This is a genomic window from Plesiocystis pacifica SIR-1 (assembly GCF_000170895.1).
Lineage (GTDB): Bacteria > Myxococcota_A > Polyangia > Nannocystales > Nannocystaceae > Plesiocystis > Plesiocystis pacifica.
On record NZ_ABCS01000119.1, the window covers coordinates 1 to 22104 of the forward strand.

At 68.4% G+C, this 22104-nt stretch carries 15 protein-coding genes; 12 read left to right on the top strand and 3 right to left on the bottom strand.

Going from position 1 to position 22104, the window contains the following annotated elements:
• The 7 genes from PPSIR1_RS35755 to PPSIR1_RS35785 all read left to right on the top strand — a co-directional run.
• The coding region (locus tag PPSIR1_RS35755) for an RNA polymerase sigma factor (protein ID WP_006976144.1) at positions 1-558 on the top strand (558 nt) is incomplete at its 5' end.
• Between the two features lie 22 nt (positions 559-580).
• Positions 581-1648, top strand: coding sequence for a hypothetical protein (locus PPSIR1_RS35760; RefSeq protein ID WP_006976145.1), 1068 nt, complete (start codon positions 581-583; stop codon positions 1646-1648).
• A gap of 888 nt (positions 1649-2536) precedes the next feature.
• The gene (locus tag PPSIR1_RS35765) at positions 2537-3016 is read left to right on the top strand and encodes a reverse transcriptase domain-containing protein (RefSeq protein WP_232296602.1); all 480 of its coding nucleotides are present in this window, start codon (positions 2537-2539) and stop codon (positions 3014-3016) included.
• Between the two features lie 324 nt (positions 3017-3340).
• Complete coding sequence (locus tag PPSIR1_RS35770; protein WP_045117423.1) at positions 3341-7345, top strand: hypothetical protein; 4005 nt, start codon at positions 3341-3343, stop codon at positions 7343-7345.
• Between the two features lie 12 nt (positions 7346-7357).
• A complete protein-coding gene (locus tag PPSIR1_RS35775) occupies positions 7358-8272 on the top strand; it encodes a hypothetical protein (protein ID WP_006976148.1) in 915 nt (304 codons plus the stop codon).
• A 295-nt stretch (positions 8273-8567) separates the two neighbouring features.
• A complete protein-coding gene (locus PPSIR1_RS44785; RefSeq protein WP_006976149.1) occupies positions 8568-9794 on the top strand; it encodes an eCIS core domain-containing protein in 1227 nt (408 codons plus the stop codon).
• A 208-nt stretch (positions 9795-10002) separates the two neighbouring features.
• Positions 10003-11712 (top strand): protein adenylyltransferase SelO, encoded by a 1710-nt coding sequence (locus tag PPSIR1_RS35785; RefSeq protein WP_006976150.1) that lies wholly within the window; start codon positions 10003-10005, stop codon positions 11710-11712.
• A gap of 68 nt (positions 11713-11780) precedes the next feature.
• Here the strand turns inward: PPSIR1_RS35785 and PPSIR1_RS35790 are convergent, their stop codons facing one another.
• Complete coding sequence (locus PPSIR1_RS35790) at positions 11781-12755, bottom strand: alpha/beta hydrolase family protein (protein ID WP_006976151.1); 975 nt, start codon at positions 12753-12755, stop codon at positions 11781-11783.
• A 294-nt stretch (positions 12756-13049) separates the two neighbouring features.
• Between PPSIR1_RS35790 and PPSIR1_RS35795 the strand changes: the two genes are divergently transcribed.
• Together PPSIR1_RS35795 and PPSIR1_RS35800 are read left to right on the top strand one after the other, a co-directional pair.
• Positions 13050-13991: a hypothetical protein gene (locus PPSIR1_RS35795; protein WP_157596332.1), complete on the top strand. Its 942-nt coding sequence runs from the start codon at positions 13050-13052 to the stop codon at positions 13989-13991.
• 83 nt (positions 13992-14074) lie between these two features.
• Complete coding sequence (locus PPSIR1_RS35800) at positions 14075-15376, top strand: IS110 family RNA-guided transposase (protein WP_232296603.1); 1302 nt, start codon at positions 14075-14077, stop codon at positions 15374-15376.
• A gap of 325 nt (positions 15377-15701) precedes the next feature.
• Here the strand turns inward: PPSIR1_RS35800 and PPSIR1_RS35805 are convergent, their stop codons facing one another.
• Positions 15702-15890, bottom strand: a complete 189-nt coding sequence (locus PPSIR1_RS35805) for a hypothetical protein (RefSeq protein WP_157596333.1) — start codon at positions 15888-15890, stop codon at positions 15702-15704.
• A 148-nt stretch (positions 15891-16038) separates the two neighbouring features.
• Between PPSIR1_RS35805 and PPSIR1_RS48705 the strand changes: the two genes are divergently transcribed.
• The 3 genes from PPSIR1_RS48705 to PPSIR1_RS49760 all read left to right on the top strand — a co-directional run bounded on the left by PPSIR1_RS48705 (position 16039) and on the right by PPSIR1_RS49760 (position 20338).
• Positions 16039-16215, top strand: coding sequence for a hypothetical protein (locus PPSIR1_RS48705; protein ID WP_157596334.1), 177 nt, complete (start codon positions 16039-16041; stop codon positions 16213-16215).
• Positions 16216-16687: 472 nt separating this feature from the next.
• Complete coding sequence (locus tag PPSIR1_RS44790; RefSeq protein ID WP_086001992.1) at positions 16688-17752, top strand: Rieske 2Fe-2S domain-containing protein; 1065 nt, start codon at positions 16688-16690, stop codon at positions 17750-17752.
• A gap of 630 nt (positions 17753-18382) precedes the next feature.
• Entirely contained in the window at positions 18383-20338 is a 1956-nt protein-coding gene (locus tag PPSIR1_RS49760) for a hypothetical protein (protein WP_006976158.1), read from the top strand.
• Positions 20339-20728: 390 nt separating this feature from the next.
• Here PPSIR1_RS49760 and PPSIR1_RS48710 read toward each other — a convergent pair whose 3' ends face one another.
• Positions 20729-21994: a PQQ-binding-like beta-propeller repeat protein gene (locus tag PPSIR1_RS48710; protein ID WP_006976160.1), complete on the bottom strand. Its 1266-nt coding sequence runs from the start codon at positions 21992-21994 to the stop codon at positions 20729-20731.
• Positions 21995-22104: the final 110 nt, after the last annotated feature.

The window sequence follows — 22104 nt, forward strand, 5'->3', positions numbered from 1 at the left end:
GACGCGCCGGTCGTGGTCCGCGGGGCCGTGCTGCGGGCTTGGGAGCTCGACCAAAACTACTTCTATCGCCTGTGCTTGGGCTGGACCGACGGCAACGTCAGCGACGCCGAGGACATCATGGGCCAGGCGTGGGTCAAGATCCTCGAGCTCGAGTTGGAGCTCGAGGCGGCGCGGAGCATCCGCAACCCTCGCTCGTGGATCTCGAGGGTGCTGCGCAACCTGTGCATCGATCGCGGGCGGGCCTACAAGCGGACCCAGACCCTGGTCCGCGAGGAGCTGGCCGTGCCGACCCCAGGCCCGACGCCGGCACCGGACGCGGACCTGGTCCGCGAGCAGCTGGCGGCCGCGCTGGCGAGCGCCCTCGGGCGGCTCCCGGACAGCCTGCGCGAGGTCGTGGTCCTGCGACTGATCCGCGAGTGCAGCTACGAGGAGATCGGGCGGCTGTTGGACATCTCGGTGCCCAACGCTCGCAAGCGCCTGCAGCAGGCGCGCGCGCTGATGCGTCCGGACCTGGCGGAATTTTGGGCCGCGCGCTCGCGCGGCTGCGGGCCGCACTGAGCACCGAGAGCGAGAGGCACACATGACACAGCTCAAAGTCGGATTCACGGTCAACTGGGAGGGGCGCAGCCTCGACGGCGTCGAGCCCCTGCAGCGCCTGCGCGAGCGCTTCCCCCACATCCCGATCACCCACTTCGTCTCGGCGGCCTACTTCGCCCGCGGCGGTGACTTCCAGCGGATCATCGACGCGATGGTGCCGGCGTTCACGGCCCACGACGAGTTCGGGCTGTTGCTCAACACCTGGGAGTCGATCCACGGGATCGGGGCCGCGCCCGAGGCCGCGCCGACCGTCATCGAGGGCGAGGACCCCGTGCTCGAGGTGCGCTACCCGGGCATCCACCCCCAGGTCGACCGCGGCTACACCCGGGCGCTGTCGGCCTTCGAGGACCACCAGATCGACACCTGGCTGCAGAGCTCGCGGGTGCTGCTCTCGGGGCTGATCAAGCAGCTGGTCCAGCGCCAGGGGCTGAGCGTCGAGGCCGTGCTGCGCGGCTTCCGGGCGGGGCACTCCATGGCCTCGGACGCGGTGCTCGAGCTCGCCCGCGCCCGCCAGTTTCGCTACGACGCGTCGGCCTTCGACGCGAGCTGGGCGTGGCGCAGGCGCAGCGTCGAGACCAAGAGCGCGTTCGGATCGTGGCCGGGGATGCTCGCGGACCTGTGGGGTCCCGAGGCCCAAGAGGCGCGGCACCTGGCCAACGCGCGCTGCCTGAACGCGACGGCGGGGACGGGCGTCGACTGGCGCTCGCAGCCCTTTTTGATCCTCGCGGACGGGGAGGGGGAGCTGCTCGAGATGCCGATCAACGGCGGTCTGATCCCGCCGGTGTCGCCGCTGCACCTCGAGAAGATCGGCCGAGCCCTGGCCATGCTCCCGTCCGCGAGCGGCAGCTACCTGAGCTTCGGGATCCACCAGGACACGGCCGACGGCGAGATCATCCGGATGATCGAGGAGACCGTCGCCAAGATCGAGCGGGCCTACGAGGTCGAGTGGGCGACGCTGGCGAGCATCGCGGACGGCCTGAGCGCGGCGAAGCAAGCGGACGCCTTCCCCCTCCGGGGCCGGCTCCCGCGGGCGCCTCGGGTCCGCTACTGAGCTCTGCTCTACCCCCACAGGCACCTGAAGACCGGGGGCGCTTCGTCGCTATCCGCTCCTCCGCTTTGGCTTGGTGGGCAATGGGGTTCGTGCCCTCGAGAGGGCATGTGGTCGCCCCCGCGAGCGGGGGCGTGGATTCGTGTGCCCGGCATGGACACCGACCTGGAGGTGAAAGTCCTCCTCCAAGGAGCCACGAACGAAGAAAGGGAAGCGCAAGGGCCCGAGGGCGACTGAGGGTCTGAAAGAAGCGTGAAACGAACCAGCGGGTCGACGCACAGAAACCGGATCAGAGGCGGGGCGCCGAGGGCGAGCGTGCGAGTGAACGCGAAGCTCTTCGTGGCCGAACACGGCGTCACGTGCATCCGGCGATCGCGCTGGGAAGGCCGGTGTCCTTACCCGGGGAGCTCTCGCTCTAGGGGCCTGAAAGGGCCACGTGGTCACGCACGCGGAGCGAGAAGTCAGCAGAGGTCACGAAAGGCGTCGAAGGGCGCCACAAGGACCGAACGATAGCGAGGGCACGACGCCCGAGGGGAGCGAGGAGGCCTCGTCGGCGAGGACCGGAAACGAGGGCCCAGGCACGCGCGCGCTCATGGAAGAGGTGGTCGACCACCGCAACCTCGAGCGCGCGGCGAAAAAACCGTGGAAGTCCTGGCATCGACGGGATGACGGTCGAAGAGCTGCCCAGCTGGATGCGCGAGCAGTGGCCTGGGATGCGCGAGCAGCTGCTCGCGGGCAGCTACGAACCCAAGCCGGTGCGAAGGGTGCAGATCCCCAAGCGCGGGGGAGGCGAGCGCGAGCTCGGCATCCCGACGGTGGGCGACCGCGTGATCCAAGAAGTTTTTCGACCGGGTCAACCACGACATGCTGATGGGGCGGCTAGCCAAGCGCTTGGAGGACCGTCGACTGCTCAGGACGCTCAGCCGCTACCTCTCGGCCGGCGTGATGGTCAACGGGGTGAAGGTGGAGCAGAGGCGAGGGACGCCGCAAGGCGGACCGCTGTCGCCTCTACTTGCGAACGTGTACCTCGACGAGGTGGACCAGGAGCTCGAGCGACGCGGCCACGCGTTTGTCCGCTACGCGGACGACCTCCGGGTGCTCGTGCGGTCGAAGCGAGCGGGGGAGCGGGTGATGGGCGCGCTCATCAAGCGCTTCGCCAAGCTGCGGCTGCGAGTCAACGAGTCGAAGAGCACGGTCGCTCGGGTCTACGAACGACCCTTCTTGGGGTTTGACCTGTGGGTCAACAAGAAGGGCGAGACGAAGATCGGGGTGGCGAGCAAGTCCATGGAAAGGATGAAGGAGCGCGTCCGCGAGCTTACGAACAAGCGTCGCGGACGGCGTGTGGAGCCGGCGCCCCTATCCCGATGTTGACAGTGTCTGAGTCGTGGGCGTGGGGCGGGGAGGGCGTGGGGCGGGGAGGGCGTGGCGTCGTCTACGACGGCTAAAATGGAAAGGGGGCTGTGAATTCATTCATAGCCTCTGAGCTTCTGTCGGCGCGAGAACGGCGAGGCGCCCACGTCATGCGTACGTGGGCGCCTCGTCGTGCTCGTGTGTTCGCGGCAGCTGCTCGAGCCTTGGCGAGGCCGCGCGGCTTCACAAACACGAGCCCCGCGCGTCATCCAGGCCGGGAGCACCCCGCCCATCCGCGAGCGCCTTCTCGGGTGAGCGCGTGGCGTGCTCTCAGGATGAGGCCCGATGACGAATACGGTGAAGCCCAAGGTCGAGGTCGAGTCGACCACTGTCTGGTACGACCCTCAGCGCGTCACCCCGACGCCGGTGAAGGTCACCTTCTCGATCACTCAGAGCGAGGCCCCGGACTACCCGGGCGGCGCGACCATCTCCATCGACCGTGACGACGTCGCGCTCTTCCTCGACGACAAGCAGACCAAGCCCCTGGCGATGGCCGAGAACCGGGCGTGGATCAGCAACGCCCAGCTGACGGCGGGCTCGGGCTTCGTCGCCTACGTCGCGGGGATCGAGGCTACGGACGTCACCGCGACCTCGATCGCGTTGAGCCCCGACCCGCTCGAGAGCTCCGAGATCAAGAAGACGACGAACTTCCGCAGCAACACCAAGGTCGACCTCTACGACGTCAAGGAACCCAAGGACGCGCCGGGGGGCAAAAAGCAGGTCACCGTCAAAAAGGGCGGGGTGGTCGCGCCGACGATGAGCATCGGCGACCTCGACACGGCGGTCGCGCGGGTGTTCTCGACGGCCCCCTTCGTGCCCATCACCTTCGGGCTGGCCGAGACCCAGAACGACGCGCCCTCCACCTACGACGGCGACGGGACCTTGACCCTCTCGCCGACCGACGCCACCGTCGAGCTCTACGCGGACGCCAAGGGCACGAACAAGGTCACGATCACCAACGGCAAGGCGACCATCCCCAACCTCGCCCTGCGCAGCGGTACGACCTACTACCTCGGCGCGAGCAGCTCGCCCAAGGCCGGCGCGGTCGAGCTCAGCCTCAGCCTCGCGCCCGGCAGCGCGCCCAAGCAGATGTTCGCTCACGGCGAGGTCCGCAAGCCGCTGCTGGTCGCGCAGGTCAACACGGTCACGCCGGTGCTCACGGCCAGCTACGACCCCAGCCTCGACGACGCGCTGTGGTTCCCCGCGCTGGCGAAGCCCGAGCCGCCCTCCGTGGTTCTGAAGATCTCTCAGACCCAGGCCAAGCTCAGCCCCTACGTCGGCCACGCCCAGCTGACCCGCAGCTCCGGCGCGCTGAGCCTGTACCGCGACGCCGAGCTCACCGAGCCCGTCGACTTCTTTGACAACCACGTCGTGCTGCGCAACGCCGCGCTGACCGGCGACGACCCGCTGCGCCTGTACATGGCCGGGAGCGCTGCGGGCGAGGTCGAGCTGAGCCTGAGCCTCTACGACCCCAAGCACCGGAGCGTGGCGATCGCCGAGCCGGCGAAGCTGAGCGTCCCGGTCAAGGCCGTCAACGTGGTCACTGCGGAGGTCGAGTACCAGGGCCCGATCGTCAAGACCCAGCTCACCGAGGTCAAGCTCTTCGCCGCCCAGGGCAACGCCGAGGACGCGGCCTACGGGGGCAAGGGCACGCTGACCCGCGGGAGCCTGTCGCTCGAGCTGTTCGCGGACGAGGACGGGGGCGAGGGTCGAGACCCGCTGTTCAAGAGCGGCGAGAGCACGGCGCCCCTCGCCAACCGTGATCTCATCGACGAGCGCAAGGTCTACTACGCGACCTGGACCGCCGACGAGCCGCCCAGCAACCCGATCCGCCTCGAGCTCGAGCTCAGCGCCGCGGACGAGCCCTACGTCGTCACCGAACCACAGACTGAGCTGCGTCAGCCCGCGCTGCGCAACAGCCCCGTGACCCCCGTCGAGGCCAGCAGCGTGGTCACCCCGGTGCTCGACACCGAGTACGACGTGCTGTTGATGGCCCGGAGCGTCCAGACCAAGACCGACGCGGTCAGCCCGGTCCGGGCGAAGATCGGCGTGAAGCAGAGCACCCCGGCGGTCCCTTACCTCGAGGACGGGACCTTGAAGCGCGCCGACGCGAAGCTCCGGGTCTACCTCGACGCCGACTGCAGCGAAGAGCTCAGCTTCAACCCGAGCAACGAGGCCATCATCCCCAACGCCTGGCTCGTCGACACCGAGCGGGTCTACTACCTGCAGGGCGCGGCGCCGGGCAAGACCTCGCTGACCCTCAGCGCCGGCGTACCCCAGGCGGAGTTCCCCGCGCCGCCGGCGATCTCGGTCGGCAAGGCCGTGACCAAGGCCCTCGCCGTGTCCATGGTCGAGCTGGACATCTACCGCGACGATGCGAGCTCCTCGCCCGCGCGCTCGGTGAAGATGTCCAGTTACCAAAAGCAGACTCGGGGCCGCTGCGTCCCGGTCCAGAACGAGGCGGCGCAGTTCGGTCGGGCCAAGGTCGTGGTCAAGAAGGTCGAGACCAGCGACTGGCCGTCCTCGGCGCACGCCCACCGGGTGCTCTTGGCGGTCCTGTCCGACGAGGACGCCATCGCGCTCTACAACGCGGACAGCGACGGCGACGTGGTCGGCTCGAAGGGCAGCGCCTGGAGCCTGGACGCCCAGGCGGCGGGCAAGGCGGACAACACCGCGTGGGCCCAGGGCAAGGCCGCGAGCGCGGCGCTCAACGACGTGCGCTTGGTGATCCAGATCGACCGCACGGACGAGACGAGCTGGACCGGGACCAAGCCGCTGACCAACGGGGACTGGGCCCTGGTCACCTCCGTCGCCATCCAGCAGGTCGCGCCGACGGGCGAGGACTGGCGTCAGTACGTCAACCAGCCGCCCAAGCGGGACGCGCTCGTCAACGACAACGGCGACGCGCTCCGCAACGGCCGCGGGATCCTGGCGACGGCGACGACCCAGCCTGCGGTCGCCGGGATCGGCGTCGACCTCATGCTGTGGGGCTTCGACAAGAACGGCGACGCCACCGATGATGAGCCCCGCAAGCCGCGGATCGACAAGCCCTTGCAGGCCTCAAAGGCCCACGTCAGCGCCGTCAGCGACACCAACGGCAAGGCCAGCGCGCGCCTCGAGCTCTCGCGCTACGGCGGCGACAATTTCTACGCCGTGGCCTTCCTCAGCGACGACGCCATCAAGGGCACCGCCGAGCTCGGCAAGAAGGGGGACAAGGCCCCCGCGAGCTCGCGCTCGAAGAAGATCCAGGTGTGGCGCAAGCTCGGCTACACCCTGGCGGTCATGAAGCGCTGGGACACGGGGGACTACAGCGCCCGGGCCAACGAGGACACCTTCAAGGGCAAGTACGAGGACACCTTCCTCGAGCTCGACCGCAAGGGGGACGTGAAGGTCGTCGACCACCAGAACATCCTCAGCTCCGGCGTGGCCGTCGGCACGTGGTGGACGAACAACAGCCTCCCAGCGCCTGCCGAGCGCGTGTTCAATCTCGTGCTGTGTGACAGCCTGGCCGACGATACACGCGACGTGTGGAGGAAGATCGTCAGCCCCAGCGATACGACGGCCACGGACCTGCTCGACGGGGCCTATGACCTGAGTGCCAAGAACAAGTGGCTGCTGTCGGGCCTCAGCAAGGTCGTCAAGAAGTTAGACAAAACAAAGGTGGCCTCCATCCCCGACAACAAGATCACCCTGGAGTACTCGGGCCCCTCCAAGTACAAGCTCAGCGCCGATATCGCCGGCCTCCAAGGAGGACTCAGCCTCGACGAACTCGAGGTGTGGGTTGCGGTCACGGTACAAAAGACATACTCGGGCTTCTCCTGGGGCCCGAAGACCTTTGTGGCCATGCGCTTGCGTGAGCAAAAAGCCAGCGATACCTACGACGCCACGCAGTCGGCCAATCACACGATGTGGCATGAGGCCGGGCACTACCTGGGGCTCACCGCCGTCCAGGTGCCTGTCCCGGCGAACACCTACAACGTATACTACTACAAAGGCTCTGACTCGAGTACGCGGTACAACCTCTTTACTCCACCTCCACCCACGAAGGTTGGCCAGGACACGGAAGGTCAGAAGATCGGCCAGGGTCCGCATTGTCGCTACTCGAGTACGGCTTGGAATCCCGACTCTCTCAAGACCAACAAGTGGATCGCGTTGGGGGTCTCGCCCCAGTGCATCATGTTCCACGCGCTCTCGACCCCCATCACGATCAACTATTGCGCCGACTGCACCGCTGCCTTGCGGGCGCGCGACCTCTCGTCGCCCGCGGTCAGCGGTTCTTCGGGCTTCTAGGAGGAGTCAGCCATGACAAACGGCGAATTTCAGATCCCTGCCAACGTGTGGTTCTCGGAGACCCCCGAGACGCCCTCGCTCGACCCAACGGCGTTCGCGGACATCAAGTTCGCGCTCGTCCCCGGAGAGTCCTCGATCGGCCCGAGCGTTGCGCTCGTTGGAGCCTACAGCCTGGGGTGGCCCTACGTGGAGCTCTATGGCTCGGAGCTCTACTTGGTATTCAAGGTCGTAGCGATCTCGGCCTCGACGGGAGCGGTCTATTTCGCGGACCTCAACGAGGTCGTCCCTTTCCGCCAGGAGGATGCAATCATCGTCCAGATGAGCGACGCCGAGGCCAACCGGAGTGGGCCTGCGCGCGACATCCCGGCCGAGGCGGGCTACTTCAACGTCGACCTCGCCCGCTACCTCGGCCTGCCGCCGACCTCGGACCACTACCAGGTGTTCGTGTGGCTGGACGATCTGGTCACCCGGGTGCAGACCGTACAGGTGCCGAGCAACGAGGCGCGCCAGGCTGTCGACCCGAGCGTGTTCCAGGTCCCCTCGAGCGGGCTGCTGACCATCGAGCAGTCGGTCCACTCGCCCACCCCGCAGCCGGGCGAAATTCGCACGGATCTCGACTTCTCCCAGGGCAGGTCTTACCGGGTCTACGCGGCGCTGCCTCCGGGGGCCCTCGACGCCCCGCCCACTGGAGGTGCTCCGGGTACCCCGGCGGTCACGGTGCTGGCCTTCAACCGCCAGACCCAGAGCCTGATGTGGGCGACAGACACGGGCGCCTACGCGTCCATGGTCAAGGCCGGAACGGGCTTTTACGACTTTGACCCCTTCGCGATCCTGCCCAAGCCCAACCCGGCGGCGAACGTCTACGTGGTCACGGTCGTCGGCAACCTCGATAACGACGTGTTGCCGATCTTCGTCGACTACCAGTAGCTGCCCGGGGGCGAGCGACTGCCATTTCCGCCGCGTCGACGACGAGGAGAGCGGCTGGCCGCCCCGCTCATTTCATGCCTATGCGAGACTCCGCCAAGCTTGCTAAACATGGGTCGTGAAGGTGTCTCGCAGGAGCAGGGCCACGAGTCTTTCCCGGACCCGTCGTCGATCCCCAGACCCCTTCGCGGACAGCCAACGCGGACGGAGCCTGAGCCTCTCCTCGCCGCACCGGGCCGCGCTCCAGCTCCTGGCCGACCGCAGCGGAAGGACCGAGCACCTCGCTTCGCTGCAGCTCTTGACCAGGGGCGCCGGGCGGACGCGCGCCGCCACTGCGGCGCAAGCCCTGGCAGACCGCAGCGAGGCCGCGAGCCTGCGCCAGGTCGCTCGTGAAGGCGTGGCGCGCCGCGGCTCCCCCTTGCCCTACGCCGACGCGATTCAGCGCTCCTTTGGTCACCACGACACGTCGACGATCGAGGCCTTCGGCGACGGTCGGGCGTCAGCCGCTTGTGAAAGGCTCGGCGCCAAGGCCTACGCGACAGGCGACAAGATCGCCTTCGCCGGGCAGCCGAGCCTGCGCACCGCCGCGCACGAGGCCGCCCACGTGATCCAGCAGCGCTCCGGCGTGCAGCTCAGCGGCGGCGTCGGCAAGGCGGGCGACCGCTACGAGCGCCAGGCCGACGCGGTCGCCGACGCGGTCACGCAGGGGCGCTCGGCCGAAGGGTTGCTGGATCGACAGACGACGGGGACGGGCCAGGGGACGACGACGAGGACCGACGCCCCGGTCCAGCGAGAGCTCGCCGTCCTCGATCAGACCCAGGACAGCGAGGTCGAGCTCGACGCCTTCCTCGAGAACGTCGATCTCGAGCTGGACACCGACCAGAGGCGCGCCGTGCTGCTCCTCCAACAGAGCGACCGGCGCTACGTCTTCCCAATTCCCAAGTCATCCACGTCCGACCACAGGGCTGCTTTTCTCGGGTGGCTGGCGGAAAACGAGATGATCGAGACCTCTCCTGGCGACGTGGAGCTCGCGAGCGGATCGATCTCGCTCAAGAAGATGTACAAGTCCGCCGACAAGAAGTTCACCGACGTGAACATGGGCGCCTACCAGGTGATGACGCCCGACACCAAGAAGATGATCGGGACCACCGGCCTCTCCACCTGCGTGGGGGTGGTCGTGGCTGGCAAGACCGCGAAGGGTTGGGTGGCCGGGGTGCACCACATGCCCGGCGGCTCGGGCGACATCGTCAAGGCCTACGAGAAGCTCAAGGGGATGGTCTACGCGGCCGCCGAGCCCTACGGGAACATCACGAACCTCAAGCGCTACGCCATCCCCGGCGACAGCACCCACGAGAAGCTCATCACGCCCTTCGAGAAGAAGTACGGTGAATTCAACAACGACTGGCGGGCGCTCCTCGCAGGTTACGGGAAGGGGACCCACTCGATCGCCGTCACCTTCGAGCGCTTTTGGAAGTGGCACGCGCCCGACGGGCTGAGGGTCAAGTACTGGAAGGTCACTTCCTAGTCCGCCTCGCCGTCGAGCTTCGCTACCAGTAGTTGACCATGATGCGGTGACTTCGCTGGTGGAGCCTGGAGACGAGACCGAGGGCGAGACGCGGCGGGCGCAAGGCGCGCGAGAGGCGGCAGGTGTCTCGATGCCGCTGGATTCTCTGCAGACTGGCCGTCCGTGTTGGGGGCTACCTTCGCGCCCAACTGACGCTACTTTGGGGGCGATGACCAGCCACGCCGTCGATCGCCCGCTCGCCGCGACCCTCGCGGCGGTCGCCCAGCAGGCCGACTATTCCTTGCTCGAGTCCCTCAACGCGGATCCGGACGCCACCGCGACGGGTGTCGACCACGAGCCCCGCCAGGTGTCTTCGGGTCACTACGTCCCGGTCAAGCCCACGCCCCTCCCCGAGCCGGTCTACGTCGCCCACAGCCCCACGCTGTTCGCCGAGCTCGGCTTCGCGGACGAGCTCGCGCGCTCGCCTGAGTTCATGCGCTTTTTCTCCGGGGACTTCCGCGTCGCCCCCGAGCCGATGCGCGAGCAGGGCTGGGCGACCGGCTACGCCCTGTCCATCTACGGCCGGGAGTACACCTCGAACTGTCCCTTCGGGACCGGCAACGGCTACGGCGACGGCCGTGCGATCTCGGGCTTGGAGGGGAGCTTCAACGGCCAGCGCTGGGAGATGCAGCTCAAGGGGGCGGGGCCCACCCCCTACTGTCGGGGCGGCGACGGACGTGCGGTGCTGCGGTCGAGCGTCCGGGAGTTCCTCGCCCAAGAGCACATGCACGCGCTGGGCGTGCCGACCTCGCGCTCCCTCAGCCTCTACGTGTCCGGCACCGAGATGGTCCGGCGGCCCTGGTACTCCGAGAACTCCTCCTCGACGGACCCGGATCGCTGGGCCCTCGACCCTGCCGCCATCTCCACCCGAGTCGCGCCTTCGTTTCTTCGCGTCGGCCAGCTCGAGCTCTTCGCCCGGCGAGCCCGCAAGGGCGAGCACCCTCGCGCCATGGAGGAGCTCGAGCTGATCTTGCGCCACATCCTCGACCGCGAATACCGCCCCGAGATCTCGGCTGAAGCTGGGCTCGGCGACCAGCTCGTCCACCTCGCCCGCGCGTTCGGTGAGCGCCTGAGCACCCTGGCCGGGAGCTGGCTCCGCGTCGGGTATTGCCAGGGCAACTTCAACAGCGACAACACCGCCCTCGGGGGCTTCACCCTCGACTACGGGCCCTTCGGCTTCATGGAGCTGTTCGACCCCGAGTACCAGCCGTGGACGGGCGGCGGCTGGCACTTTGCCTTTCTCAACCAGCCGGAGGCCGCGCACCGCAACTACCACATGTTCTGGACCGCGCTGATCAGCTGGGACGGGTTTACGCAGGTTCAGCGACGGCAGCTCGAGGCCATCCGCGAGGGCTTCCCCGAGCGCATGAACGAGACGATCGCGGAGGTGTTCGCGGCCAAGCTGGGCCTGCCCAGCCCCGCCGCCACCGAAGGGCTCGTCCAGCCATTGCTTCAGCTGATGGTGGACACCCGGGTCGACTACACGCTCTTTTTCCGCGAGCTCTCCGACCTACCCGAGGAGCTCGAGCCGCTGCGCGCGAGCTTCTACCCGAACCCCAAGGGGGTCGACGAGAGCGCGTGGAAGGCCTGGCTCCGAGATTGGCGCGCCGCGCTGGAGCTCGACGACGAGCGCACACCCGAGCGGGTCGCGGCCCAGATGAAGCGGGTGAACCCCAAGTTCATCCTCCGCGAGTGGCACCTCGTCCCGGCCTACCAGCGGGCGGCTCAGGGCGACTACAGCCTCGTGCGCGAGCTCCAGACCGTCATGACCCAGCCCTACGCGGAGCAGGACGAGGACACCGCGCGCAAGTACTACGCGCTCAAGCCTGCCAGCTTCTTCGGCATGGGCGGCGTCTCGCACATGAGCTGCTCGTCCTGACGGCGTCGAGCAGCCCGCTCGGCGCTTTCGTGGATCATGGGTCCCGGCGTGGCCGGGGTGGGCGACTGCTAGCGGCAAGCGCCGCGATCGTCGTGGGCGGCGAAGAAGTCGAGGCTGCGCACGAGGAGCGAGCGCGGTGTCTCGTGACCGACCCCGGGCAGCAGCTCGAAGCGCGCGTCGAGCCGTGCGTACTGGGCCTCGGCGTCGTCCCAGCGGGCGAGGGGGGTGTCGCCGAAGCGCTCGATCACGACCTGAGCGAGGGCCGGCTCGTAGCCATCGGCGTAGGGGACGGAGTCGTTTTGGTCCGCGTCGCCGAGCAAAAACAGCATCGGCACGGCGGCCCAGGCCTCTCGCGGCGGCGCCCGGCCAAAGAGCTGCTCGTAGTCGTCGATGCCCGCGGGGTAGACCAGCGCGCCGTCCTCGGACGGGCTCGGCGTCATCGGCCACCCTCCGGGGGCCCCGACGGAGACCGCGGCGACGCGCTCGGGGTGGATGAGCGCGAAGCGGTTGGCGAACATGCCCGCAGCCGAGAAGCCGTCGATGAACACGCGCTCGCAGCTGGGCCGAGCCAGACGCGCGCGCAGGTCCTCGGCCATGGCCAGGAGCTGGAGATCGGGGCGGCCCAGCGGGCGCTCGGCGAGGACGGTGTCGCGGTCGAGGGCGTGGGTGTAGACCATCCAGTCCTCGCCGGGGCGCGGAAAGACCGGGACGAGCACCACCGCCCCGAGGCGCTCGGCCTGCCAGCGGCTGACGGCGAGCTGGGCGCGGGCGGACTCGAGGTGGACCTCGGGGTCGTCGCTGGGGCCGCTGTTGTTGGGGCGCAGCCACAGGCGCAGCGGCGCGCCCTCGGCCGAGGCGGGGACGTAGGCGAGGTAGGGCGCGTCGAAGCCCGCCTCGGGCTTGGCCTCGACCTCGAGCAGCTCCCCCTCGTACCAGCCGTAGTGGCCGAGGTACCAGCGGTTGGCGAGGCGCAGGGCGACGAGGGTGAGCACCAGCAGGACGAGCGCGGCGGCGGCTCGCGTCAGGATGCGCCGGGTGTTCACGGGAGGATTAGAGCACGCCAGGGGCAAAACGGGGCACGGAGTGCTCTCGCGCATCGGCGCAGGGCGGGAGCGCGTGAGCCTTCGCAGATGGCGTAGAAGGCCGTCGTCGCCAGCTGAGAGCCCAGAACACAAAAACTATGGATTTTGCTGAATTCAACGGCCCAGGGAGCCCACTCCCTGGGTGAACGGAGCCCGTCAGTGTCCAACGTCGCCCTCCTCCACGCCCAGGCTCTCCACCTCTCCCTCTCGAACTCCCAGGAGGCTCCGGCAGCGACCTCAGACATCGCTCTCGCCTTGGAACAGGCGCCCGCGCCCGCCCTCGACGAGGCCTGGTCGGTCGCACGCACGCGCGCGGTGGTCGAGGCGCTGATCACCGACTGCGTGGGCGCCATCTCCATGGTCGAGATCGGCCCCGCGGCCAAGGTCCGCGAGTCCGCCATGCGCACGGTCAGCGGCGTCGCGGCGAGCTACGCCAGCGCCGGTCAGCACGTCGCGTCGAAGACCATCAGCACCCTCAAGAAGCTCACCCAAGCGCAGCTCGAGACGATGCGGCTCAGCGAGGCGGAGGTCCGCCGCGCCAACCAGGTCTGCTACGCCGCGGGCAAGGTGTGGTCGGCCGCGACCGGCTCCGGGGCGCCGAGCGAGGTCGCCGCGCTCCGGTCCAAGGTCGAGGACAAGCACCTGCGCCTGTCTCGCTTCACCGAGGCCAACCTCGAGCGCATGCTGCTCGGCGGCCAGATGTTCAACGCCCTGCGCAAGGCCATCAACGCCGCCGGCGGGCGGACCAAGCTCGAGGTCAAGTCGGCCGCGAGCGCGCGCCGACGCTGCGCCGAGGACTTCTTCGAGGCCTCCCCGCTGCCCAGGCAGCTCGGGATTCGAGTCTCGGACCTCGACGTTTACATCCGCTCTGGCTTTGGCGAGGACAAAGCGGGCTGGCAGCGCGTGGCCCTGGGCAACGCGGCGTCCGGCGAGGCCAACGACGAGCTGGGCGCGCGGATCCAGGGCGCGGCCGAGGGCGAGGGCGGCTGGCAGCTGCCCCGCATCGATATCGGGAACGCCGTCGAGGCGGCCTTGGAGGAGAGCGCCCTGGCCTCGGACCTCGACATTCTCCAGGCGGCGATCACGATCCACTCGCAGGGGGGGCGTCAGGCCTACCGCGATCGGGCGGAGGGCTACTTCCGGGATCTGCGGGCGCGCCGTGAGGCGGGCGACCCCTGGTCGTTCCCTGGGGCCTGAGCGCTAGTCAGCTGTAGAAAGAGGGGGATGCCTCATACCCAGGTTTTTTGCCTGGGCACTCAAAGAAGTCGGAGGTCATCCCCATGTCCAAGCGTAAATACCGAGCCACGAAAATCCAAGGCCTAGATCTCACCAAGCTGAGCGCCGAGCTCGACACTGGACGGGTGATCGTGGCGATCGACGTCGCCAAGGAGGACTTCTACGCGGCCATCGTCAACCACAAGGGCCAAGTCCTGCGGATCGTGAAGTGGATTCATCCGGCCGAGTCCAGGACCTTCCTCGCGCTGGTCGAGCACCTTGGCGGCCCCAAGCGCGTCGAGGTCGTCATGGAGCCCAGCGGCGTCTACGGCGACGCGATCCGTGCTGCTCTCGACCGAGCAGGCGTCGCCGTGTTCCGAGTCAACCCCAAGCGGGTCCACGATGCAGCCGAGGTCTTCGATGGCGTGCCGAGCCTCCACGACGCAAAGTCAGCCACCTTGATCGCCAAGCTCCACCTCGGGGACATCAGCGAGCCGTGGCCGCTCGAGCCGGAGCATCAGCGTCGATTGGCCGCTGTGCTGAGGGTCTTGGAGGTTCACGAGAAAGAAGTCGGGCGAAATCGAAATCGCCTCGAAGGCCTGCTCGCAAGGCATTGGCCTGGGGCCTCATCGATCATGTCGATGGACTCGGCGACGATGCTCGAGACCCTGATCGAGTTTGGTGGACCGGCGGCGCTCGTCGAGCGAGAAGACGAGGCCCGCGAGCTCATGCGAAAGGTCGGCGGAAACTTTCTCGCCCAAGACAAGATCGACAAGCTGATCGAGTCGGCGCACTCGAGCCTTGGCGTTCCTCAGGTCGACGAGGAGCTCGAGCTCGTCAGCACGATCGCGTCCGAATGTCGGCGACACCAAAAGGCCGCCAAGAAGGCCCGTGCGAAGGTCGAGAAGCTCGCCTTGCTCGAAGGCTCGGCGACGAAGGCGATGGCGCCGGTCGTCGGCAAGGCCACCTCCGCTGTCCTCGTCGCAGGCGTCGGCTGCCCGACGAAGTACGATTGCCCCGCATCCTATGTCAAAGCCCTCGGGCTCAACCTCAAGGAGAAGAGCTCGGGCAAGTCCAAGGGCGGCTTGCACATCACCAAGCGCGGCCCTGGGATCGCCAGGCTGTTCCTCTACCTCGCCGTACTCCGCTTGATCCAGCGCGATCGGATCGTCCGAGCCTGGTACGCCAAGAAGGTCTCCCGCGACGCAGGGCGAAAGCAAAAAGCCCTGATCGCGCTCATGCGAAAACTGGTCAGCGCCTTGTGGCACGTCGCTCACGGAGCTGTCTTCGACAGCAAGAAGCTCTTCGACGTCAGCCGCCTGAAGCTGGCCCCAACCACCGACGAGGTGCCACAGCCCAGCACCTGACGAATTCCATTCGATGACACCGGTCCGACGGAGGACCTCCAACTTCTAGTCCTGGCCCATCGAGGTCCGAACGCTAGTCCCGAGGCCTCCTGAGGACGACTTACCGGCCCAATGCCCAACGAAGCTGATCCGGTGCCGCCCTGAGCGGACACCTCATGTCTGAGAGCTTCGGCCTACCCGGTCGGTCAACCTCCGGTCCTGGTCCCTCATCGTTCCCAACCATCACCACACGCGATCACCTCCGAGGTGCGCTCTGCTCGCACCCCGCCAGATCTCGCGTGCCCAGTACCCCGCATCCCGCTCGCGTCAGATTCCTCTTGACGCACTATGAGAGCCAGTTCGCCCTCTGAAGCTCGAGCGCGAGCTGCCGAACGATCTGCTCGAAGCGAAGCTTGCGGTCCTCGCCTCCGGGCCCGCTCGCGGGGATCAGGTCAAAGAAACCCTCGCCCCAGCGGACGGGCCCCTCCGCGTCGGCCTCGGTCTGGGTACGCAGGCGCTGCGTGAACGCGCCCATCACTTCCTCGATGGCCTCGTTGCCAACAAAAACCCCGCGATCTCGGCGACGCAGGCCTCGAAGCTCTGGGGGTCGGGCTCGTCATGGGAGCCGAGCACCGGGGGCGCTCGATCAGCTGCGCGGGCAGTTCTCGACCGAGGCGGGCGAAGTGCTCGTCCACGACCCGCACCCGCCAAGCGGGCCACCGCGCAGCGAAGGTACGCTCGAGGAAGCCCACGTCGTAGCGCTGGGCCCGGTGAACGACGAGCTCCTGCGCGACACGCTCGAGGTGGACGAAGTCGTCCAGCCGCTTCATGATCACCGACCGCTGCTCGTCTCGAACTGACCGCTCCCGCGTATTCGTAGACGCCAAAGAACACCACCGTCTTGGCGTCGTAGTCGAGACCGATTGCGCCCTCTCCCCAACAATCGTCGTACCACCCCTGCGCCTGGGGGTTGCTGCGCATGAAGTCTGCCGTGGCGTCGGGGCCCCAAAACATGTCGGCGGGAGCCGTCAACGCGCCCCAGCGAGAGCTGTAGGGCGAGAGCGCTCCGTCTTTGCGGATGGCGTAGGTGATGCGATGTCCCATGGGTCAGTTCGGTTCGGTTCAGTGCCAAAGGCCCACGTCTATTGATCCCGGACTGTAGCACCGAGCTTGGCGCGCACACGGGGCGTACGACGGCAGCACCAAGCGAGAGCGTTCTCCGCTCGCCATGAGCTTTGGGCCACCGCGGGCTCGTAGACCCCCTCACGGCGCGCGTGGGCAGGCCCGGTCAAACAAGCTGGCGCGCAGGCCTCGAGACCGCCACCATGGCGCGTGCGCGCATCCCTGCCTCGCTCCTGGGTGTTCGTGGACCTCGCCGACGCGCTCGCGCCCGGCTCCGTTCACAGCTTCGAGCTCGCCGGCTCGCCGCGCGTCGTCTACCGGACCGCGGGCGGTGACGTCCTCGTCGCCGACGCCCACTGCCCCCACGTCGGCACCCACCTCGGCCAGGGCGGGACCGTCGAGGGCGAGTGCATCCGCTGTCCGCTGCACGGGCTGCGCTTCACCCCCGACGGCGCCTGCGTCGAGGCCCGAGCTCGCGGCGGTGAGCTGCGCCTGGCGATGTACCCGACCCGCGTCGTCGCCGGGATGGTGTTTTGCTGGCACGACCCCGCTGGCGGCGCCCCGGACTTCGAGCTGCCCGAGCTCGACGCGCGCGAGTTTCTGCCCTACCGGATCCGGACCGAGCGCCTCGCGCTGCCCATGGAGGAGCCGCTCGAGGTCCACGCCGTCGATGTCCGCCACAATACGACCCTGCACCGCGAGCAGGGCGTCGAGATCGTCGATCCCTTCACGACCGACGCCACCTCCACGCACGCGTCGCTGGTCATGCGCCACCCGGCCACGCCCGCGGGTCGGCGGATGCTGCGGGTGCTCGGGTTCCCCGACGGCTACGTCGAGACCCACGTCGAGGTCACGACCGTGGGCCTGGGTTACCAGCACATTCGATCGACGGTCGCGGCCATGGACCTGGTCGTCAACCAGTTCATGCTCGCGGTCCCGCGGACGGCCGAGGAGATCGACCTGCACGTCGTCTACAGCATGCGGCGGCTTCGTCGCGACGGGCTCCCGGGCTTGCTGCGGGCCCTGCCCCTGGGGCTGCTCGAGCCGATGTTCGAGCGAGCCGGGCACGGCGAGCTGATGGCCGCGACCGACGAGCATCTGCGCATGTGGACCCGCAAGCGGCACCTGTCGAAGCCGGGGTTGTTGGACGACGAGGACGATCTGCGTCGCTACCGAGCCTGGGTCGACGGCTTCTACACGACGCTCGGGACCGAGCCAGCCCGCGCGGGAGACCGCGGCTCGGATCAATATTGGGACGCACGGCTTCGAGGCTGAGCCCGAGCGAAGTCTTCGTCCGGTTGGAGTTGCCCCTGTCAGACCGGACAGCTCTTCAGCTCTGGCTCGCGCGACGGCGACGGAGACCTCCTTGGGCGTCGCAATGGGGACTTGGCCCAGCGGATCACCGGTCTCGAGGCTGAACGAAGCGAGACTGTTCGGCTCTTCGGGCAAGTGCAGCGTCTGCACGTCGTGCGCTTGGCAAATTGGGTGCGCTCGATGCTCGGGCGTTTGGACCTGCGGCCATCGTCGAGGCCGTGGTCGCGGCAGATCTCTCGAACTCGTCGCGGTGCGGGGGTGTCGACGATGTTGAGCATCCGCGGGAAGCCTCGCTCTTGGACTTCAGAAAGCGAGCGCGAGGCCCACGCCTCAGGCCAGCCACGCCCAGCGGTCTCGGGCGCCACCGAGGGTGCTGAGAACCCGTCCGCTGGCACGAGAGGTGGAGTTCGCCATGTGGAGGTCGCGGCGATCCGCCACGGCGCCGTGACCTTGACCCGCGACCTCGACGTGGCCGCACCCGATGACCGCAGGCGCTCGAGTTGGGGATACCTTTCGCCCGTGGATTGGTCGGGCTAGACTTCTCCTTCGGCGCCAAACGGGGCATGGTTCGCACTCAACCCGGCCCCGCCCATGCAGGAAGACCAGCGCAACCCCTACTGCGACGCTCTGGACATCGACGCACCACGCTTCGAAGATGTCGTCGGACGTCGCGCGGCGAACAAGTTCGGCTTGCTGGTCACGGCCTTGCTCGAGCGCGGTGGGCCCATGACCCTCGAACAGGTCGCCCGTCGCTTCGAGGATGCGGGGGTGTCGAGCGTTCGGGAGGCGCTCGCCTCGCTGCGGCGGAGCCGCCCAGCGACGCGGCCCGTTCACCGCGACGGCGACCTCTACGAGCTGGACCCCCACGACCACGAGGCCCGGATGTGGACCTGGCGCCTCGAGCTCGCTCGTCGTCAACAACGGGCCCCGACCTCGACCGCTGCTCGCGTCGAGCCCTCGCCCTCACCTGGGCCGGAGGTGGCCCTGAAGCTCGAGGAGCTCGAGCGGGCCTTTGGCGACGACGCTGGCGTCGGGTCCTGGTCTGCGCAGCGGCTCGCCCTCGCGGTCCTCGACGCCCACGGCGAAGCGATGGAGCCCGAGCGGGTGGTCGCGTATCTCTCGGCCCTGACCAAGCACCATCGCCTGCGCGCCGACACCGCCAGCTTCGAACGACGCAACAGCGCCGTTCGGCCCGACCAAGACGGACGCTGGGCGCTCGTCCCCGGCCACGACGCCCTGCGCTCCGCTCGCGAGGCCGTGCGCGAGCGCGCGAGGAGGGCCCAAGCCCACGCGGCCCAGCGCCCGTCTCCGGAGCAGCTCGCGGCGTCGCGCGAAGCCTACGCGTCCAGGCGTGACGCCGAGTTTGCCTGGCTGGCCTCGGCCAAGGTCGCGCTCATCCACGCCTTCCCACCCGAGGATCCAGAGGCGGTCGTCGTCGCCGACCTCGGCGACGCTGACACGGAGCTGTACACGCGGAGCCGCTTTGCAGACCTGCGCGAGCGCCTCTCGAGCTTCGACATCCTGGCGAGCGTCGATGTGCGGTCCCTGCTGCGGAGGCTCGGCTTCGAGCCCGGCGGGCGCCGGCTCCACGACCTCGCGCCCCCACAAAAGACCCGCAAGTTCAGCAAGCGAGGTCGCCCCGTCAAGCTGAGCACGCTCATGATGATCCGCAGCTCCTGTGGAATCGAGCGCCCGCTGACGCCCGAGGCCACACTCAGCAAGGACCTGCGCGCGGGAGACTTCGAGCGCCTGCGTCGGGCGCTCGACGCCGACATCGTCTCGCTCCGCGCGCTCTATGCGTATGGGCGCCTTCACGACGCAGTTCGTCTGCGCTGGCGGCAGCACGACGTGATGCTCCCCCTCGGCTGGTCGAAGGAGCTCCAGAACGCGCTGGGGATGATGTGCGAGCAGGCGCTGGAGAAGGACACGACCCTCGAGGTCGTGCTCGAGCCCGTCACCAACTGGCGCGACCCCTGGGCCCAGAGCACGCGGGTGTTCGTCGTGCGCGGCCTGAGTCAGTGGTCGACCGTGCTGGTCGACGAGCTCGGGCGCGAGTACGACAAGGACGACGTGCTGCTCGCGCGACTCGCCGATGAAGATGCGGGCAGCCCTCAGCCGGCGCCTCGACCACCGCTCACGCTCGTCCAAGATGAACCCGATCTTCCCGCACCGCCCGCCAAGGCGAAGGCCAGCGGCGCGCGCCCCTTCGTCGGTACCTGGCGGATCAACTCCATGCAGCGGTGGGATGCGGACTACTACGACATGGACGGTCCCGCGCACGTGGTCATCGAGCCGGTGCGAGGGGACCCCGATGCGCGCCAGGGTCGGTTCCGCTTCGGGTTGGTGTACGGGGAGTTGGACTGTCGCTGTCTGCGAGGCGAGCAGCCGCCCAAGCTACGCTTCTCCTGGCTCGGCGACGACGAAGGAGAGCCGATGGCGGGGCGCGGCTGGATCGAGGTCGAGGGCGATGAGATGCGCGGGCAGATCTTCATCCACTTTGGCGACGATTCGACCTTCACGGCGCGACGCGTCGGGGAACAGGGGTAGTCTCAGCTCTACCTTCGTCGTGGAGACGCTGGAAGCGACGCCTGCGACTCCATCACCGCGCTGTGGTGCAGCGAGTAGAGCACCGCAAAGGCCATCCGCTGCTGGAGCGCCGGCAAGTGCCGAATGAACTGCGCCAGCTGATCCCACGGCGTCCCGAGCCTCACCCAGCAGACGCTCTTGCCAAGCGTCTGCGTCAGGTACGCGCCCGCATGGGTCTGACCCGAGAGGAGCTCGCAGAGCGTTGCGCGCTGTCCTCACTGCGGGTTGATGACCTGGAGCTTGAGGCCGCCGGGGTCGCCGTAGCTGGTCGCCGGGGAGTCGTACATGGGACACGGTAGGCTCACCGGTTTGTGGCGCGCGAGGATGGGGAGGACAGGACCCCAGTCGCGCTCAGCGCGTCCGGAACACGTGGATGAAGTCGACGTTCGAGACCTCGCCCTCGTAGAGCGCGGCGACGAACTCGTCGTCGACGGTCCACCGCGACGCCCCGAGGCGGGCGTCGCTGTAGGGGTTGTCGGGCTCGACGAGCGGCCAGGTCTCGGTCACGCGGCAGCGCTCGGGCTCCCCGGGCACGGCGACGGCGAGGTCGAAGCTGGACTCCGCGGCCGGGAGCGCGGCGGTGTGCTGGAGGATGAGCAGCTCGTCGTCGCCCGCGCCGTGGACCTGGAGGCGCGCGCCTGGGTTGTAGTCCGCCGGGGCGAACAGATCGAGGGCCTCCAAGTCGGCGTCGTAGCGCACGCTGTAGTCCGTCATGGTGGTGCTGAAGTCGAGGATCAGGCGCCCGTAGCCGTCGGTGCGGACCTGACCGTCGGCGGAGGCGATGTAGTCGGGCCCGAGCAAGCTGTCGATGAGGATTCCCGCGGGGCCGATGCGGCGGACGACGATCCCGCCGCCGTCGTTGGTGTCGACGAGGTTGAAGACCTCTCCCGCGGGCGATACGCCGACGGACTCGGGCGGTCCGCCTCGATCGGTGATGAAGTCGTCGTAGCGCCACAGCTCGGAGCCGTCAGCGGCCGACAGGCGGATGGTCGAGTAGGTGATGTCTTCGCCGGCGGACTGGGTCAGGTCGGCGCCGAACACCACCGCGTCTCCGTTGGGCGCGACGGCGAGGGCATCGTTGGCTCGGAAGAAGTCGTCCAGGGGGACCGTCCACAGCGTGGACCCGGTCTCGCGCTCGAGGGCCACGAGGACGTCGGAGTAGCCCCCGGGCCCGGAGGGGACGAGGGCATAGACCGGCCCTTGGGCGCCCCCTTCGACGTGCAGGAAGTTGACGAAGGCGTTGTAGTTGGGGACGTGGGGCAAGAGGTCGACGGACCAGCTGAGGGCGCCGTCGAGGTCGATGCGGGCGAGCTCGATGGCGACGGGAGACTCGTTGTGGAGGTAGGTCCCGCCGTGGGCGTCGACGGCGATGACTCGGCGCAGGCCGTTGAACTCGGGGACGGTGTCGTCCACGGGGATCACGAGGTGGTCGACGAGCTCACACTGGAAGGTCGGGAGCTGGGACTCCTCACCGCCTTCGGACTCGGACTCGGACTCGGACTCGGACTCGGACTCGGACTCGTCCGTGACGTCGACCTCGTCGGCGCCGCCGGTGTCGGTTCCGGTTTCGGGCTCGTCGTAGTCGTCGATGCCTTCGATGATGACGCCGGTCTCCACGCACGCTGTCAGAGCCAGGAGCGCCGAGCTGAGGGAGAGGGAGAGTCGGTGGGGGACCATGCCCAGGCCATGGCCGGTGAGCGCGGATCCGTTCGCTCGCCGGGATTCGC

What these genes read in the sequence shown, in the direction of transcription:
- PPSIR1_RS35805 (WP_157596333.1), bottom strand. Translation starts at nt 15,890, where the DNA reads ATGGGCGCGTTCACGCAGCGCCTGCGTACCCAGACCGAGGCCGACGCG.
- PPSIR1_RS35775 (WP_006976148.1), top strand. Translation starts at nt 7,358, where the DNA reads ATGACAAACGGCGAATTTCAGATCCCTGCCAACGTGTGGTTCTCGGAG.
- PPSIR1_RS35760 (WP_006976145.1), top strand. Translation starts at nt 581, where the DNA reads ATGACACAGCTCAAAGTCGGATTCACGGTCAACTGGGAGGGGCGCAGC.
- PPSIR1_RS49760 (WP_006976158.1), top strand. Translation starts at nt 18,383, where the DNA reads ATGCAGGAAGACCAGCGCAACCCCTACTGCGACGCTCTGGACATCGAC.
- PPSIR1_RS35800 (WP_232296603.1), top strand. Translation starts at nt 14,075, where the DNA reads ATGTCCAAGCGTAAATACCGAGCCACGAAAATCCAAGGCCTAGATCTC.
- PPSIR1_RS35785 (WP_006976150.1), top strand. Translation starts at nt 10,003, where the DNA reads ATGACCAGCCACGCCGTCGATCGCCCGCTCGCCGCGACCCTCGCGGCG.
- PPSIR1_RS35770 (WP_045117423.1), top strand. Translation starts at nt 3,341, where the DNA reads ATGACGAATACGGTGAAGCCCAAGGTCGAGGTCGAGTCGACCACTGTC.